Source organism: Sulfitobacter sediminis (assembly GCF_040811725.1).
Lineage (GTDB): Bacteria > Pseudomonadota > Alphaproteobacteria > Rhodobacterales > Rhodobacteraceae > Sulfitobacter > Sulfitobacter sediminis.
In genome coordinates this window covers 1-17058 of record NZ_JBFNXX010000010.1, presented here as the reverse complement: position 1 = coordinate 17058, position 17058 = coordinate 1, and the positions used below count along the sequence as shown (strand labels likewise).

The following is a 17058-nucleotide window of genomic DNA, read 5'->3' as shown; positions in this document are numbered from 1 at the left end:
CACATCCCCGTGTTCTTTTGCGCGTTATGCTTTAGGACATAGCCTTGAATCGAAAGAGAAGACCATGGACTGGGACAAACTGCGCATCTTTCACGCCGTCGCCGACGCGGGGTCCCTGACCCATGCGGGTGACAAGCTCAACCTGTCGCAATCCGCCGTCTCGCGTCAGATTCGCGGGCTGGAAGAACAGTTGAACACCAACCTTTTTCACCGCCATGCGCGCGGGTTGATCCTGACCGAACAGGGTGAGCTGCTGTTCGACGCCACCGCCGCCATGACCAAGCGGCTCGACGCCGCCGCCGCGCGCATTCGCGACAGTGAAGAAGAGGTGTTTGGCGAGCTGCGCGTGACCACCACCACCGGTTTCGGCACCCTCTGGCTCGCGCCGCGCCTGCCCAAGCTCTATGAGAAATATCCCGACCTCAAGGTCGACCTGATGCTCGAAGAACGCGTGCTCGACCTGCCGATGCGCGAGGCCGATGTGGCCATCCGCATGAAGGAACCCAGCCAGGCCGATCTCATCCGCAAGAAGCTCATGATGATCAAGATGTGCCTCTATGCATCGCCTGCATACCTCGAAGCCAACGGCACCCCAGAAACCATCGAGGACATGTCCGAGCACCGCCTGATCTGCCAGAACACCGACAGCGACCAGGTCAGCGCCGGCCTGCAGCTTGTCCAGCAACTCATGCTGAATGACATACGGTCGCTTCTGACCGTGAACAACTATTTCGGCGTCCTACAAGGGGTTCTGCACGATCTCGGCATTGGGGTTTTGCCCGACTATCTGATCCAGGATTTCCCCGATCTCGTGCAGGTCCTGCCGGAAGTGGAATCCGCCGACGTGCCCGTCTTCCTCGCCTACCCCGAGGAATTGCGCCAATCCAAGCGTGTTGCAGCCTTCCGGGACTTCGTTCAGGACGAGATCATTACCTACCGCAAGTTGCTCAAAGAAAAGCAATAAGGGCGTGTTATGCGCCCTATGCATAGCAGATATGCTGCGAAAAGTTCTGACTTTGACTTGATCGCGGGCATTCCGCCACCTAATTCAGCCTCATAAAGTTTGACGGACCAAGGGTCTGTTGCTTTATACCTCCCTGTTGGACTTGGCCGAGCTTCGCGCTCGGCCTTTTTTTTGCATTGTTTCTCATGCATGGAAGCTCCTTTCGATTGTTCTGGGACACATCTTCCGAATTCGTGCAGGCCCACGGCCCGACATCCCCCTTCCTTCCCCCACCCCCTTGCACTAAGAGACGGGGCAACATCCGCCACGGGGGAATTTGGCCCATGCAAGAGCCCGCCATCACCGAAGACGTCATTGCCGCCCACGGCTTCACGCCCGAGGAATTCGCCGAGGTGAAGACCATCCTCGGCCGCGAGCCGAACTTCACCGAGATGGGCATCTTCTCGGCCATGTGGAACGAGCACTGCTCGTACAAGTCTTCGAAGAAATGGCTGCGCACCCTACCCACGACCGGCCCGCAGGTGATCTGCGGCCCCGGTGAGAACGCGGGCGTCGTGGACATCGGCGACGGTCAGGCGCTGGTCTTCAAGATGGAAAGCCACAACCACCCCTCCTACATCGAACCCTACCAGGGTGCCGCGACAGGCGTCGGCGGCATCCTGCGCGACGTCTTCACCATGGGCGCGCGCCCCATCGCCGCGATGAACGCGCTCAGCTTCGGCCGCCCCGATCATCCCAAGACACGCCAGCTCGTGCACGGCGTCGTCGCAGGCATTGGCGGCTACGGCAATTGCTTCGGCGTCCCCACCGTGGGCGGCGAGGTCCGCTTCGACAAAGCCTACGACGGCAACTGCCTTGTGAACGCCTTCGCGGCGGGCCTCGCCGATGCAGACAAGATCTTCTATTCCGCCGCCTCGGGAGTCGGCATGCCGGTGGTCTACCTTGGGGCAAAGACGGGCCGCGACGGTGTGGGCGGGGCGACCATGGCCTCCGCCGAATTCGATGACACCATCGAGGAAAAGCGCCCCACCGTGCAGGTCGGCGACCCCTTCACCGAAAAGCGCCTGATGGAAGCCTGCATGGAACTGATGGCCACCGGAGCGGTGATCTCCATCCAGGACATGGGCGCCGCTGGCCTGACCTGCTCGGCCGTGGAAATGGGCGACAAGGGCGGCCTCGGCATCCGGCTCGACCTCGAAAAGGTTCCCTGCCGGGAAGAGAACATGACCGCCTACGAGATGATGCTGTCCGAGTCACAGGAACGCATGCTGATGGTCCTGCGCCCGGAACTCGAAGCCGAGGCCAAGGCCGTCTTCGACAAATGGGACCTCGATTTCGCCATCGTGGGCGAGACCATCGAGGAAGACCGATTCCTCATCATAATGAACAACACCGTGAAGGCCGACCTGCCGCTGAGCAAGCTCGCCTCCACCGCCCCCGAATACGACCGCCCCTGGGTCGAAACACCCGCCGCCGAACCGTTGGGCGACGTGCCGGGTGTCGATCCCATCGACGGGCTTAAGGCGCTCATCTCCGATCCGAACTACGCCGCCAAGAACTGGGTGTTCGAACAATATGACACCATGGTCATGGCAGATACCGCCCGCACGCCGGGGCTGGGTGCCGGGATCATCCGGGTGCATGGTACGGACAAATGCATCGCCTTCACCTCCGACGTGACCCCCCGCTACGTCAAGGCGAACCCCTTCGAGGGCGGCAAACAGGCGGTGGCAGAAGCCTACCGCAACCTCACCGCCACCGGCGCGAAACCGCTGGCCACCACCGACAACATGAACTTCGGCAACCCCCAAAAGCCTGAAATCATGGGCCAATTTGTCGGCGCCATCAAGGGCATCGGCGCCGCGGTCTCAGCACTCGACATGCCGATCGTGTCCGGCAACGTCTCGCTCTACAACGAGACCGACGGCAAGGCGATCCTGCCCACGCCCACCATCGGCGCGGTGGGTCTCATCGACCATCCCGACCAGATCATCGGCACCGAGGTCCGCGACGGCCACGTCGCCCTCCTCCTCGGTGAGACCGCCGGCCACCTCGGCCAGTCCGCACTGCTGTCAACCGTTTTCGGCCGCGCCGAAGGCGATGCACCGCCCGTCGATCTGGAGACCGAAAAGGCCCACGGCGATTTCATCCGTGCCAACCGCGACCTGATCGCCGCCTGCACCGATCTCTCCGACGGCGGCCTCGCGCTCGCCGCTTTCGAGCTGGCCGAGAACTCCGGCATCGGCATCACCCTTGACGCGGGCGACATGCCTACGCTCTTCGGCGAGGACCAGGCGCGCTATCTCATCGCCTGCAGCTTCGACCAGGCCGAGGCACTGATGACCGCCGCCGCTGCCGCAAGCGTGCCTCTTGCCAGTGTCGGCAAGTTCGGCGGCAGCGACGTCAGCTTCGGCGATAGCACGGCCCCCCTCGCTGAGCTTTCCGCGATCTACCGCTCTGCCTTCGAGGCCACCTTCGCCTGAACCCTTGGTTTCGGAGCCGCCGTTGCCTGAGACCGGGCGGACATGAGGCGGACCGGTTGCCAAGAGAAATCGCGGAGGGACCCGGCTTTGCCGGGAGACCGCTATTTCTCTTGGGAAGCGGGCTGGCTCATGTCAGGCAGGGCTCGGGCAACGGCGGGTTCGAAAACCTTTGGTTTTGGTGGGCCAGCAGCGCAGCAACACCAGCTGCAAGCACCACCTTCCAATCCATCCATCCGCAAGGGCGAAGAGGTCTAGGGGCTTGCCCCCTTAGAGCCGATGAGCCGCCACTTCGGCCATCAAACGCGCTTTCTCGCCCGCGTCCTCGGGGCGCGAGATCACGGCAGCCAGCTCCTCCAGCGAAGCAATCGAATGGCCCGCCCGAAAACTGTCCACATGCGGCAGCATGGCCCGAATCCCCGCCGCCTTTGGCGCGAAGCCGTCCCACCGAAGCAGCGGATTGAGCCAAATGAGCCGCCGCGCGGTCAGGTGCAGCCGCTCCATCTGCCGTGCCAGCGCCTCGGGCGCATCGCGGTCGAGCCCGTCGGTGATCAAAAGCACCACCGCCCCCTGCCCCATGACCCGGCGCGACCAGTCGCGGTTGAAGGTCTCAAGGCACGCCCCGATCCGCGTCCCGCCTTCCCAGTCCTGCGCTTCGGCCCCTGCGGCGGCCAGCGCCGCGTCCACATCCCGTGTCGCCAGATGCCGGGTGATATTGGTCAGCCGCGTGCCGAAGGTGAAAGCATGGACCTTCGCCCAGCCCGCGCCCTTGGTGTTGCTGACCGCATGCAGGAAATGCAGGATCACGCGGGAATACTGGCTCATGGAGCCTGAGATATCGGAGAGCACCACGAGGTTCGGATAACGCGGCCGCGGGGTTTTGAAGGCCAGACGGTCCATCTCGCCTCCCCGCCGCAGGGCCGCGCGCAGCGAGCGCGCCGCATCGACCCGGCCCCGTGCGGCGCCCGCCGTCCGGCGCGAGGGCAAGGGTTTGACCGGCAGCGTCAGCCGCGCAAGCATCCGCTTGGCCTCGGCCATCTCGGCAAGGCTCATCTGTTCGAAATCCAGCGTCCGCAACCGCTCCTGCGGCGACATGGTGAGGCTTGCATCCACCTCAACCACCGTGTCCTCTTCGGAGCGATCCTCCTCCTCATCGCCGAAATCAGGGGCCTTCGCCCCGTCGAGCAGCGCCTCGGCCGCGCGTTTCTCGGCGGCCTGCGCCGCGCGGTCCTCCTGGACGCCGCGCACCATGGGGGTGAGCATCGCCATCATGTGCTCCATGAAGCGCGGATCGCGCCAGTAGAGCCGGAAGAGCTGGGCAAAGACAGTGCGGTGCTCGGGCCGGTTCACGAAACAGGCGTGCAGCGTCCAGTAGAAATCCCGCTTGTCGGTAAAGCCCGCCGCCTCCACCGCGCGGATCGCATCGATCACCCGGCCCGGACCGATAGGCAGCCCCGCACGGCGCAAAGCGCGGGCGAAATGAGTAATGTTGCCCGCTAGTTTCGGATCATCCGGCAGCTCAAGCGGGGGCAGTTCAGCCATGCTGGCTGATTGGAGGCTCTGCCTCCAAACCTCCGGGACTTGATGTGGCCAGAAAGAGGATCATGCCGGTTCCAGCGCGGCCTTGGCTTCATCGAGGATGCGCTTGGCCTCGGAACCCTGAAGCTTGGCTATGTCATCCTGGTATTTCAGGATCGCGCCCAGCGTGTCGGCGATCACCTCGGGCGAGAGCGTCATCACGTCGAGCGCCAGCAGGCATTTCGCCCAGTCGATGGTTTCGGCAACGCCGGGTTTCTTGAAGAGATCCTCGGTCCTGAGCTGCTGAACAAACGCCACCACCTCGCGGCTGAGGTTCTCGGCGGCCTCGGGCGCGCGGGCGTGCAGGATCTCCATTTCCCGGTCGAAATCGGGGTAGTCGACCCAGTGATAGAGACAGCGGCGTTTGAGCGCGTCATGCACCTCGCGGGTGCGGTTGGAGGTGATGATCACGATGGGCGGCTCGGGGGCCTTGATCGTACCCATCTCGGGGATCGTAACCTGGAAATCGCTCAAAGCCTCCAGCAGGAAGGCCTCGAAGGGTGCATCGGTGCGGTCCAACTCGTCGATCAGCAGAATGGGCGCGCCGCGCGGATCGGGGCGCAGGGCCTCCAGCAGCGGGCGTTCGATCAGGAATTCATCGCTGAATAGCTCCGTGGTCAGCGCCGCGCGGTCGGCCTCATGGGCTGCCTCGGCGGCGCGGATCGCCACCATCTGCGCGGGGAAGTTCCATTCGTAGACGGCGGAATTCGCATCGAGCCCCTCGTAGCATTGCAGCCGGATCAGCCGCCGGTCGAGCCCTGCCGCCAGCGCCTTGGCGATCTCGGTCTTGCCGACACCCGCCTCGCCCTCGAGAAACAGGGGCCGTCCCAGGCGCAGGCTCAGGAACACCACCGTTCCCAGGGCGCGCCCGCAGATATAGCCCTGTTGGCCCAGCATGTCCTGCACCGCGTCGATGCTCGATATATCGCTCATGAAACCTCTCCCCGATGGGGACAAAGGTGCATGTGCGCTTGCCGGGGTCAAGGCCGCCCGCGCGATTGACGCATTTCGGCCCGGCTGTCATAGTCTTTCCAAAGAATAAGGGTTTGACCGGCATCCTGCCGCAAGGCCCAGAGGCAGAGATGAGCGACGACCGGAATACGGCAGCGGTCAGGCACGGGCGGTGACATGCGCATCACCGCCGTGACCTGTGTCAAGAACGAGGGGCCTTTCCTGCTGGAATGGATCGCCTTTCACCGCCTGCTGGGTGTGACGGATTTCCTATTCTATTCAAACGATTGCACCGATGCGACGGACCGCCTGCTTGACCGGTTGCAGGACCACGGGATCGTCGCGCATCTGCCCAACCCGGCGCGCGGGCGCAGGTACCAGATGCAGGCGCTGAAGGCGGCGCGCAGGCATCCGCTGGTGCGCGGGGCGGACTGGGTCTGGGTCGGCGACGTGGACGAATTCCCCAATATCCACGTGGGCGATCATACCTTTTCCGCGCTGATCGCGGCCTGCGGCAATCCGCAGGCGATATCGCTCAGCTTTCAGTACATGGCCAATGGCGGCGTTGAGGCCTTCACCGATAGGCCCGTAATATCGCAATTCCTCCGCACCCATAATCCCGATATCTGGGGCAGCGACTTTGCCATCGAGGTCAAGACGCTGGTGCGCAAGGATTTTCCGCTGGCATATTACGGCGCGCACCGCCCCTTCCACGACGAGGACAAGGCGCAACCCGCCTGGACAGACGGTTCGGGCCGCCCCGTCCCGCGCCCCTTTCGCCACCGGGTGGGCAAACGGCGCGTCCGCGCCTTCCAGGCGCGTGGCGCGCGGGCCTTCGCCACGCTCAACCACTACGCCCTGCGCTCGCTCGACAGCTATCTGGTCAAGGCCGACCGGGGCGATGTGAACCGGGCAGATCGCGTCTTTGACGCGGGCTACTGGCGGGCGCGCAACGATAGCGCGTGGCCTGACGACAGCATCCTGCGCTACCTTCCCCGGCTTGAGGAAGAGATAGCCCGCCTCAAGGCCCTCGACGGCGTGGCGGACCTCCACGACCAGGCCGTGCGCCTGCATCGCGCGCGGATCGATCTGCTTGTCCAAGACCCCGCCTACGAGGACCTGCGCGCACGCACCCGCGCCTGCCCCCACCTGCCGGAGGCCGAGGCCGCCCTCTGCGCCGAACTGGGCCTGCCTGCCGGGGCTGCCGCATGAGCCGTCCGCGCCTGGTCAACCTCGCCCTGCCCAAAACCGGGACCACCACGCTGACCGATGCGCTGCGTCACGCAGGCCTGACCGTGGCCGACTGGAAAATCCGGCCGGGCCAGAGCAAGCGGCGCGACATCGCCCGCGAACATCTGGCAAGGATCATCTACGACGACTATTTCGCCAGCGGCGATCCGCTCGCCCGGCTCACCGAATTCGACGTCATCAACGAGATGTCCGCCGTCCGCGCCGACCGCTCGCTCTGGCCCCAAACCGATTGGGGCCTTATCCGTGCGATCGAGGCGCATCATCCTCAGGTCAAACTCATCCTCACGATGCGCGATCCCGCCGCGACCGCGGCCTCCATGATGCGCTGGAACAACCTCGGCACCCGCCGCCTGCCCGCCGCCGACATCCCCGGTCTGCCGCGCGGCTATGGCACGACCGAGGCGGAACTCGCGCGCTGGATCGAGGGGCACTACGCCTTCTGCAACCGTGTCTTTGCGGGGGCGACGCATTTCATGGCCTATGACATCGAGGACCCCGAGGCGCCGAGGCACATCGGCGCATTCCTCGGCATAGACCTGCCGTGGTGGGGCCGCAGCAACGCAGGCAAACCACGGGCGGTTTCAGACGCATGAGGCTGGTGCTGCTCATCGGACCCACAGGGCCTGCCTGCACACGCATCCGCAGCCTGTGTGAGGACCACGGCAAGGCGCTGGCGCGTGCGGGCATCGCCACGCCGGACTGGAACACCGTGCGCCTCTACGCCGCCTGTGCAGGCACAGTTGACACCGACATGCTGCGCCACCGCAGGGGCCTCGACGCGCCGCTGGTGGCGCAGGCGCTCATGGCGGAATGGCAGGAATTGCTAAGCGATGCACTGCCGCAGCTCAATGCCGATTGTCTGCTTCTCTGCGCGCCGCATCTGGGGCAGCTGATCCACGATGCCGGGGCGCGCGACCGCCTTCAGGCATTGCTCGCGCCGCATTTCGACGACATTCACCTTGTCGCGCATATCGGCGAACAGGCCCGGATGCTGGCGCAGCACTATGGCGCGGCCGTGATGAGTGGCCGCACGGCGCCGCTTGATGCCGAACTTGCACTCGCCGGACACAAGGACTGGTGGCACGGGGCGCTCTCGGCACGGGGCGCGGCAGAGCCCTTCCACGGCGTCTTCAACGAGGTGGAACACCCTCCCTTCTGGCTCGACTACGCGGCATTCCTGCGTTTCTGGGAGGAAGGTTTCGGCGCGGGTCACGTCCTGCTGCGCCCGCTCGACCCCGACCACCTCCATGGCCCCGACGCCATTGCCGAGATCTGCGCCCTGCTCGATATCGGGAACACCTTTGGCCCCGCCGACCCCGCCCCGGCACCACAGGCCGAACCCGCCGCCTCCCTCGCCCGGATGCGGCAGTTCAACGAGGTCCTGATCCGCTTCTCCCGCGCGCGGAAACTGATCATCCCGCCCGAGGTCTGGACCGGCGCACATCGCTACATGCGCATCCCCGGCGAGCCGATCCCGCCGGGCAGCCTGTCGCCGGTCTCGAAGCGCTTCAAAAAGGACAACGCCGCCCTTGTCCGCCGCTTTCCCGCCTTGAAGGCCGTCCTTCAGCCTGACGCCCCCCTGCCCGACTGGAAGGAGGCCGACCCGACCCTCGGGTTCCGCGCCACCCAATACTTTGCCGCCAATCTCCCCGCGATCCGCAAATACGCGACACCCATCGCCGAAAAGGAGGCCGAGGCGCGCAAGCACGAGGCCGCGGCAGAGAAGTTCGAGGATATCATCCCCGATGAGCCTGAGGCAGCAGCACCCGAACAACCCAGCCTGCTCGACCGGGTCAAGGTCAACCACCAGATGATCCTCTCCTCGCGTTTCCGCCCCCATAACAACCTCGGCGCGGTGAACGAGGAAGAGCTTGCCGCCGCCTTCGCGCCCGCCTCGCCCCGCTGGCTGGACGCAGGCACTACCGGCAACGTCATCGTTGCCTGCATGAAGAACGAGGCCCCCTATATCCTCGAATGGTTCGCCTATCACCGCGCCATCGGGGTCGATAACTTCCTGATCTACACGAACGATTGCGAGGACGGCACCGACACGCTTCTAGACCGGCTTGACGCGATGGGCCTCGTCACCCACCGCCGCAACGACAACTGGAAGGGCAACTCGCCCCAGCAGCACGCCCTCAACCGCGCGATGAAAGAGCCGCTGCTGCGGCAGGCGGAATGGATCATCCACATCGACACCGACGAATTCATCAACATCCGCACCGGCAACGGCACGCTTGCCGATCTCTTCGCCGCCGTGCCCGATGCCACCAATATCGCGATGACATGGCGGCTGTTCGGGCACAACGGCATCACCACGCTGCAGGACGCTTTCGTCATCGACCAGTTCGATGCCTGCGCGCCGAAATTCTGTCCCAAGCCCCATACCGTCTGGGGCTTCAAGACGATGATCCGCAATATCGGCGCCTACGAGAAACTCTCCTGCCACCGCCCCAACAAGCTGAAGGCAGGTTTCGAGGGACGGGTGAAATGGGTCAACGGTTCGGGCCGTGACATGACCCGGGATGCCGCCAAGAACGGCTGGCGGTCCTCCAAGGCCAACATCGGCTACGACCTTTTGCAACTGAACCACTACGCCCTGCGCTCCGCAGACAGTTTCCTGATCAAGCGTCAGCGGGGCCGCGCGCTGCATGTCGACCGAACCATCGGTCTGAATTACTGGGTGCGCATGGACTGGTCCGACCACCGCGACATCACCATCAAGCGCAACATTCCCCGGTTGCGCGCCGAATACGACCGCCTGATACAGGACGACGCCCTGCGACAGGCCCACCAGGTGGGGTTCGACTGGCACCGGGAAAAGGCGGCAGAACTGCGCGCGACACCTGAATTCGCCGACCTGCTGGAGCGCGCCCTGCAAATCGACCTCAGCCAGACCGAACGCGTCGCCTATGCCATGGCACTGGATACGGAGAGCTAATGACCCATCTCGCGATCCTCTGCGTCCGGAACGAGGCGGCCTTCCTTCTGGAATGGCTGGGCCACCACCGCGCGGTGGGGTTCGACGATTTCCTCGTCTTCTCGAACGACTGCCAGGACGGCACCGACCTGATGCTCGACCGGTTGGCCGAGATGGGTCTCTTGACCCACGTCCGCAACACCGGCCCCTATGACAAGGGCGGCATCCAGTTCACCGCCCTCAAGGCCGCCGCCAAAATGGAGCAGGTCAAACAGGCCGACTGGATTCTCCCCCTCGACATCGACGAATTCGTCAACATCCATACGGGCGACCACACCCTCTCGGCCTTGCACGCCGCCCTGCCCGACGCCACCGCGATCACGCTCACTTGGCGCCTCTTCGGCATCTCCGGCATCACCCGCTACGAGGACACTCCGATCCTCGACACATTCACCCGCTGCGCCCCCGCCATAATGCACTGGCCCTGGCGCGCGTCGATGTTCAAAACGCTCTACCGCAACGACGGCACCTACCGAAAACCCGGCGTCCACCGCCCCCGCGACCCTGTGAAATCCAGACTGCCCGAGGCCCGCTGGTTCGACGGCGCGGGCCGCCCCCTGCCCGATCTCTTCAAGACCACGCGCCTATTCTCCGACTATGGACAGGACAACTACGCGCTTGCCCAGCTCAATCACTACCCCATCGGCGCGCTTGAATCCTTCGTGCTCAAGGCCGACCGGGGACGCGCCGTGCATTCGGACCATATCCTCGGCCTCGACTACGTGGTCGAGCGGAATTTCAATACCGAGACCGATACGTCGATCCAATCGCTCTCCGGACCAAGAAACGCGGAACATGCCAGGCTGATGGCAGACGCCACGCTCGCGGCGCTCCACGAAAAGGCCGCCGCCTGGCGCAGGGCCCGTTTCGAGGAATTGCTGCAACAGGACGACTATCGTGCCCTCTTTGGCCGCCTGCTGATGTGCCCGCCAAGTCAGCCGCTGCCCCGCGATGCCGCGCAGTTCCTGCTGCGCCACGCGCTCTTGGCCCGGCAAGAGGAGCAAGGCTAGCACAGCCCCAAATCCCCAAGCATTTTCCTAACTTTTGCCGTATTACCCCGCTATCCCTTGGCCCAAATCGCGCAAAACAAGCGATAAATGCTATTGAGGACGCGGCAATGACAGACGACATGCCCACGCTTGAGACTTCTCTGGTCGATCTGCCCCGGCAGGACTGGCTGTCCCTTGTCGAAGAGATCGTCGATGCCGATGGCTATGTGGAAGACCTCGGCAAACGGCATCACGCGATCCTGCTCGAGGAAGGCGATACGCTGCTTGTCACCTTCGAGACGCTGCAGGGCATTCAGGCGCTTTCCGACCTTGGCCAGCCGCTCGGCTGGGAAATGGTGCGCGCATATGGCTGGTCGCATCTGTGCCTGGCCAGCTACGGCGATACATGGTTCCGCGAGAAGGCGGTCTATGGATACTTCGACCGGCTGATCGACGATGGTTTTTTCGACGATTTCGAACGGGTGATCTTCTACGGCGCGGGCCCCTGCGGCTATGCGGCGGCCGCCTTCTCCGTGGCCGCGCCGGGCGCCACGGTTGTCGCGGTCCAGCCGCAGGCGACACTCGACCCGCGCGTGACCGAATGGGACGACCGCTTTACCGACATGCGTATCGAGGATTTCACCTCGCGCTACGGCTACGCGCCCGACATGCTGGACGCCGCCGAGCAGGCTTTCGTCTTCTACGACCCGCGCGAAACCCTCGACGCGATGCACGCGGCACTCTTCACCCGGCCCAATGTCACCAAGCTGCGCATGCGCTTCATGGGTGACGCGCTGCAGACCGACATGCTCGACATGGAGATCTGGACTGACATTCTGGAAGCTGCTGGCACCGGCAAACTGGACGAAAAGCGTTTTGCCGCACTCTACCGCAAGCGCCGCGATTACCGCCCCTACCTGCGCAACCTGCTCGCCGTGCTGGACATGGGCGAGCGCGAAGGCCTGATGGAAGCGCTCTGTGCCAATGTCACCAGCCGCATGAACGCGCGCAAGTTCGCCCATGTCCTGCGCCACCTGCAACGCAAGCGCGCGACAGCCGAGGCAGAAGCCAAAGACTGAGAGCGACGCGGGGACGCAAAATTCGGTGGCCCTGACCGCCTTTGCCGTGCTAGCGCATCCGCATGACCCAGACCCTCACCATCCGCCGCCCTGACGACTGGCATCTGCACCTGCGTGACGGTGCCATGCTGCAGGCCGTGCTCCCCCAGACTGCCGCCCATTTCGCCCGCGCGATCATCATGCCCAACCTCGTGCCCCCCGTGGTCACCGGCTCCGATGCCACCGCCTACCGCGAACGGATCATGGCGGCACTGCCCGAGGGCATGGATTTCACCCCCCTGATGACGCTCTACCTGACAGAGGACACGGACCCCGAAGACGTGGCCGCCGCCCATGCCTCGGGCCTTGTGACAGCGGTCAAACTCTACCCCTCCGGGGCCACGACAAACTCCGCGAGCGGCGTGAAGGATTTCTCCAGGGTCGCCCGCGTCTTCGAGAAAATGGCCGAGATCGGCCTCACCCTCTGCACCCATGGCGAGGTGACGGACGCGAATGTCGACATCTTCGACCGCGAGGCGGTCTTTATCGACCGCGTCCTCGACCCCATCCGCCGCGATCACCCGGACCTGCGCGTCGTGATGGAGCATATCACTACCGCCGACGCGGTGGACTACGTGAAAGCGTCCGAGAAAAACCTCGCCGCGACGATCACCACCCATCACCTCGTCATCAACCGCAACCACATCCTCGCAGGCGGCATCCGCCCGCATTACTACTGCCTGCCCGTGGCCAAGCGCGAGACCCACCGCCTCGCCCTGCGCGCCGCTGCCACCTCCGGCGATCCGCGCTTCTTCCTCGGCACGGATTCCGCCCCGCATACCGACGCAAACAAGCTCCTGCCCTGCGGCTGCGCGGGTTGTTTCACCGCCACCAACACGCTCTCGATCCTTGCCGAGGTCTTCGAACAAGAAGGCGCGCTCGACCGCCTCGAAGGCTTCACCTCGCTCTACGGCCCAGCATACTACGGCCTGCCCGTGAACGAGGAGACGATCACGCTGACCCGCACGCCGCCCAGCTACCCCGACCATATCGACACCGGCGACGGCCCCGTCACCGTCTTCGACCCGCAAATGCCGCTTCACTGGAGCGTCGCGGGCTGATGTTTTCCCGGGCGGAGTTCGAGGCGGCCAGCGCCATCGTCTACGAACACCTCCAGCCCACGCTGCAACACAACTGGCCGCTGCTGGCAGAGGAACTCGGCTGCGAGCTCTGTGGCTCAAGCACGAGAACCAGACGCCGCTCGGTGCCTTCAAGGCGCGCGGCAGACTCGTGCACATGCGCCGCCGCAAGGAGGCGGGCAAGCTCAACGGCGTGATCACCGCCTCAACCGGCAACCACGGCCAGTCCATCCCCAACGCCGCGCGCCTCGAAGGGATCAAGGCCACCGTCGTCGTCCCCGAAAACAACTCGACCGAGAAAAACGCCGCCATGCGCGCGCTCGGCGCGCGCCTGATCGAGACCGGTCGCGATTTCAACGACGCGGTCGCCTTCGCCCGCCAACTGGCCGAGGACGAAGGCCTCGACATGATCCCCAGCTTTCACGAAGACCTCGTGCAGGGCGTGGCGACCTATGCCCATGAACTCTTCGAGGCCGCGGGCGAACTCGACGTCGTCTACGTCCCCATCGGCCTCGGCTCCGGCATCTGCGGCGTCATGGGCGTGCGCGACATGCTTGGCCTGAAAACCCGCGTCGTCGGTGTGGTGGCAACCGGTGCCAACACCTACGCCCAGTCCTTTGCCGCAGGTCACGCCGTGCCCACCAATGCGGTCCATAGCTTCGCCGAAGGCGTCGCCGTCCGCGCCCCGGACCCGACCGCCATCGCCCTTATCCGCAAAGGCGCCGACCACATCACGCAAGTCACCGACCGGCAAATCCGCGACGCCATGCGCCTGACCTTCCGCGCCACCCACAACATCACCGAAGGCGCAGGCGCCGTGGCCCTCGCCGCCGTCATGGCCGAGCGCGAGGCGCTCTAGGGCCAGCGCGTCGGTGCGATCCTGAGCGGCGGCAACATCGACGCCGCGAAATACGCCGCCATCCTCGGCAGCACCGACTGAGCCTTCCGGTCTCCCCACTTCGCCAAAGAAAACGCGGCATGACGAACGCGCTGCCCGCGCTTCATCTTTCCAATACAACTCTGACACGACAATTCAGCCCACACCACACAAACGGCAATGCGCAACCCTCCCAGACAGGCTGGCCCCTGCGCCCCTCTGGCGCTACAAGACTGTCAAAGAAAACCGGCCCGCCCCGCGCGGGTCAAATTTCTTCAAAGAAATTTGCCAAGACTTTTTTGCAAAAGTCTTGCCCGCCAAGGAGAGACCGATGATCCCCAGCAGCTACCCGACGCCTGAAGAAATGGCCCGCCTCACCGCGCGCATGCTGCTCGAGATCAAGGCCGTGCACTTCAACGCCGAAACCCCCTTCACCCTCGCCTCCGGCCTGCCCAGCCCGACCTATATCGATTGCCGCAAGCTCATTTCCTACCCCCGCATCCGCAGCACCCTGATGGATTTCCTGACCGTCACCGTCATGCGCAACGCGGGCTTCGAGGCCTTCGACAACATCGCGGGCGGCGAGACGGCGGGCATCCCCTTTGCCGCCATGGTGGCCGAACGCATGGGCCTGCCCATGACCTACGTGCGCAAGAAACCCAAGGGCTACGGCCGCAACGCCCGGATCGAAGGGGCCATGACGGAGGGCCAGCGCGTGCTGCTGGTCGAGGATCTCACCACCGACGGCGGCTCGAAACTCAGCTTCGTCGATGCGATTCGCGACACCGGCGCCACCTGCGCCCATACGGCGGTGATCTTCTACTACGGCATCTTCTCCCAGACCGAAAAGACGCTGGGAGACCACGGCGTTAGCCTCCATCACCTCTGCACGTGGTGGGACGTTCTGGCCGAGGCCAAGGCGCAGGACGCCTTCGACGCCACAACCCTGACGGAAGTGGAAAGCTTTCTGCACGCCCCGAAAAAATGGCAGGATGCGCACAAAGGCTGAGGCCCGCTCAACACCCGATGTTGACGGATTGCCCCCATCCGGGGCAAGATGTGGTGCGCAACAAGCCTTCCACGGCTTATCCACAGAAACATACAATTTGCGCCAAATCGCCCCGGTCGCTAAGAACGGCCCCGGGACAAATCGGGTGAGAGCATGAACGAGATTACCTCGCTGAACGCGACCAACATTGCTGTGCAGGCGCCGGAGTCGATGCCGCACTCCATCGAAGCCGAACAGCAGCTTCTGGGCGCGATCCTCACCAACAACGACATCTATGACCGCGTGGCCTCAATCATCGGGCCCAAGCATTTCTACGACCCCGTGCACGCGCGCATCTACGACATCGCCGCCCAGCGCATCGCCAAGAACAACCTCGCCTCGCCCGTCACGCTCAAGGCCTTCATGGAGGACGACGAGGGACTCAAGGAATTGGGCGGCCCCGCCTATCTCGCGCGCCTCGCCGGTGCCGCGATCAGCGCCTTCGCCGCGCGGGACTACGCCCAGATCATCTACGACCTCGCCGTGCGCCGCGATCTCATCCAGCTGGGCCGGGACATCTCTGCCAAGGCCGCCCAGGTCGATGTGGCCTCAGAGCCGCGCGAGCAGATCGTCGAGGCCGAACAGCAGCTTTACAAGCTAGCAGAGCAAGGGCAGGTCGAAAGCGGTTTCCAAAGCTTTCTCAGGGCCGTAACGGACGCCGTTAATGTCGCCAACGCCGCCTACCAGCGCGACGGGGGCCTCTCGGGCGTCTCCACCGGCCTCATCGACATGGACGCCAAGCTGGGCGGTCTGCACCGCTCTGACCTCCTGATCCTCGCAGGACGCCCCTCCATGGGCAAGACCTCGCTTGCCACCAACATCGCCTTCAACGTCGCCAAGGCCTACAAGCGCGGCATCCTGCCCGACGGCTCCGAAGGTGCCGTGAACGGCGGTGTCGTCGGCTTCTACAGCCTTGAGATGAGCGCCGAGCAGCTTGCCGCCCGTATTCTCTCCGAGGCCGCCGAAATCCCCTCGCAGCAGATCCGCTCCGGAGACATGACCGAGGCCGAATTCCGCCGCTTCGTCGACGCCGCCAAGGCGCTCGAGGCCTGCCCGCTCTACATCGACGACACGCCCGCCCTGCCGATCAGCCAGCTGGCCGCCCGCGCGCGCAGGCTCAAGCGCACCCACGGCCTCGACGTGCTGATCGTCGACTACCTACAGCTTGTGCGCGGCACCGGCCGCTCCGAGAACCGGGTGAACGAGATTTCCGAGATCACCATGGGCCTCAAGGCCATCGCCAAGGAACTCGACATCCCCGTCATCGCGCTTTCCCAGCTCTCCCGCCAGGTCGAGAACCGGGAAGACAAGCGCCCGCAGCTTTCTGACCTTCGTGAATCAGGCTCTATCGAGCAAGACGCCGATGTCGTGATGTTCGTCTTCCGCGAGGAATACTACAAAGAACGGGAAAAACCCGGCGATCACGATCTGGAGGCCATGGCCCGCTGGCAAGAAGAGATGGAACGGCTGCACGGACGCGCCGAAGTCATCATCGGCAAGCAGCGCCATGGCCCCATCGGCACCGTGGACCTCAGCTTCGAGGGCCGCTTCACGCGCTTCGGCAACCTTGTCAAACCCTGGCAGCAGGGCGCGGGCGACCAGGAGTTCTGATCAGACTGCAAATCGGAGGTTTTTCACCTGCACGCCGGGACCTTTCGCACTTTATTGTCTAGCCCCCACGGACTGGGCCACTTCTTTGTAGAGTCTCGGGCATTGGCGGTCGCATGTTGAGCGCCTGGTGCG

General features: G+C 64.4%; 13 protein-coding genes. 11 read left to right on the top strand and 2 right to left on the bottom strand.

Features of this window, described 5'->3' with window-relative positions; genetic code table 11:
* Window positions 1–64 precede the first annotated feature (64 nt).
* Window positions 65–964 carry a LysR family transcriptional regulator gene (locus AB2B41_RS13680; protein WP_367878367.1) on the top strand — a complete coding sequence of 300 codons (900 nt, stop codon included), beginning with the start codon at window positions 65–67 and terminating at the stop codon, window positions 962–964.
* Window positions 965–1287: 323 nt separating this feature from the next.
* Window positions 1288–3447 carry a phosphoribosylformylglycinamidine synthase subunit PurL gene (gene purL, locus AB2B41_RS13675; RefSeq protein WP_367878366.1) on the top strand — a complete coding sequence of 720 codons (2160 nt, stop codon included), beginning with the start codon at window positions 1288–1290 and terminating at the stop codon, window positions 3445–3447.
* Between the two features lie 267 nt (window positions 3448–3714).
* On the opposite strand, the gene AB2B41_RS13670 is transcribed toward purL, so the two are convergent.
* Both AB2B41_RS13670 and AB2B41_RS13665 read right to left on the bottom strand, forming a co-directional pair.
* On the bottom strand, window positions 3715–4986 hold the full coding sequence (locus AB2B41_RS13670) for a vWA domain-containing protein (RefSeq protein ID WP_367878365.1): 1272 nt from the start codon (window positions 4984–4986) through the stop codon (window positions 3715–3717).
* A gap of 60 nt (window positions 4987–5046) precedes the next feature.
* Entirely contained in the window at window positions 5047–5955 is a 909-nt protein-coding gene (locus AB2B41_RS13665; protein WP_367878364.1) for an AAA family ATPase, read from the bottom strand.
* Window positions 5956–6150: 195 nt separating this feature from the next.
* Between AB2B41_RS13665 and AB2B41_RS13660 the strand changes: the two genes are divergently transcribed.
* The 9 genes from AB2B41_RS13660 to AB2B41_RS13620 all read left to right on the top strand — a co-directional run bounded on the left by AB2B41_RS13660 (window position 6151) and on the right by AB2B41_RS13620 (window position 16926).
* Entirely contained in the window at window positions 6151–7185 is a 1035-nt protein-coding gene (locus tag AB2B41_RS13660) for a glycosyltransferase family 2 protein (protein ID WP_367878363.1), read from the top strand.
* Window positions 7182–7817 (top strand): hypothetical protein, encoded by a 636-nt coding sequence (locus AB2B41_RS13655; RefSeq protein ID WP_367878362.1) that lies wholly within the window; start codon window positions 7182–7184, stop codon window positions 7815–7817. Before AB2B41_RS13660 ends, AB2B41_RS13655 begins: the two co-directional genes overlap by 4 nt.
* Window positions 7814–10165, top strand: coding sequence for a glycosyltransferase family 2 protein (locus tag AB2B41_RS13650; protein WP_367878361.1), 2352 nt, complete (start codon window positions 7814–7816; stop codon window positions 10163–10165). The genes AB2B41_RS13655 and AB2B41_RS13650 overlap by 4 nt, the downstream gene beginning before the upstream one ends.
* Complete coding sequence (locus AB2B41_RS13645) at window positions 10165–11214, top strand: glycosyltransferase family 2 protein (protein ID WP_367878360.1); 1050 nt, start codon at window positions 10165–10167, stop codon at window positions 11212–11214. Before AB2B41_RS13650 ends, AB2B41_RS13645 begins: the two co-directional genes overlap by 1 nt.
* 107 nt (window positions 11215–11321) lie before the next feature.
* Window positions 11322–12272, top strand: coding sequence for a phosphoadenosine phosphosulfate reductase (locus AB2B41_RS13640; RefSeq protein ID WP_367878359.1), 951 nt, complete (start codon window positions 11322–11324; stop codon window positions 12270–12272).
* Window positions 12273–12334: 62 nt separating this feature from the next.
* On the top strand, window positions 12335–13372 hold the full coding sequence (gene pyrC, locus AB2B41_RS13635; RefSeq protein WP_367878358.1) for a dihydroorotase: 1038 nt from the start codon (window positions 12335–12337) through the stop codon (window positions 13370–13372).
* A complete protein-coding gene (locus AB2B41_RS13630) occupies window positions 13299–14249 on the top strand; it encodes a threonine dehydratase (RefSeq protein ID WP_367878504.1) in 951 nt (316 codons plus the stop codon). Before pyrC ends, AB2B41_RS13630 begins: the two co-directional genes overlap by 74 nt.
* Before the next feature lie 349 nt (window positions 14250–14598).
* On the top strand, window positions 14599–15276 hold the full coding sequence (locus tag AB2B41_RS13625) for an orotate phosphoribosyltransferase (protein WP_367878357.1): 678 nt from the start codon (window positions 14599–14601) through the stop codon (window positions 15274–15276).
* Between the two features lie 153 nt (window positions 15277–15429).
* Window positions 15430–16926, top strand: coding sequence for a replicative DNA helicase (locus AB2B41_RS13620; protein WP_367878356.1), 1497 nt, complete (start codon window positions 15430–15432; stop codon window positions 16924–16926).
* Window positions 16927–17058 lie beyond the last annotated feature (132 nt).

Coding starts and splice junctions, on each gene's coding strand:
- AB2B41_RS13680 (WP_367878367.1), top strand. CDS start 65: ATGGACTGGGACAAACTGCGCATCTTTCACGCCGTCGCCGACGCGGGG.
- purL (WP_367878366.1), top strand. CDS start 1,288: ATGCAAGAGCCCGCCATCACCGAAGACGTCATTGCCGCCCACGGCTTC.
- AB2B41_RS13670 (WP_367878365.1), bottom strand. CDS start 4,986: ATGGCTGAACTGCCCCCGCTTGAGCTGCCGGATGATCCGAAACTAGCG.
- AB2B41_RS13665 (WP_367878364.1), bottom strand. CDS start 5,955: ATGAGCGATATATCGAGCATCGACGCGGTGCAGGACATGCTGGGCCAA.
- AB2B41_RS13660 (WP_367878363.1), top strand. CDS start 6,151: ATGCGCATCACCGCCGTGACCTGTGTCAAGAACGAGGGGCCTTTCCTG.
- AB2B41_RS13655 (WP_367878362.1), top strand. CDS start 7,182: ATGAGCCGTCCGCGCCTGGTCAACCTCGCCCTGCCCAAAACCGGGACC.
- AB2B41_RS13650 (WP_367878361.1), top strand. CDS start 7,814: ATGAGGCTGGTGCTGCTCATCGGACCCACAGGGCCTGCCTGCACACGC.
- AB2B41_RS13645 (WP_367878360.1), top strand. CDS start 10,165: ATGACCCATCTCGCGATCCTCTGCGTCCGGAACGAGGCGGCCTTCCTT.
- AB2B41_RS13640 (WP_367878359.1), top strand. CDS start 11,322: ATGACAGACGACATGCCCACGCTTGAGACTTCTCTGGTCGATCTGCCC.
- pyrC (WP_367878358.1), top strand. CDS start 12,335: ATGACCCAGACCCTCACCATCCGCCGCCCTGACGACTGGCATCTGCAC.
- AB2B41_RS13625 (WP_367878357.1), top strand. CDS start 14,599: ATGATCCCCAGCAGCTACCCGACGCCTGAAGAAATGGCCCGCCTCACC.
- AB2B41_RS13620 (WP_367878356.1), top strand. CDS start 15,430: ATGAACGAGATTACCTCGCTGAACGCGACCAACATTGCTGTGCAGGCG.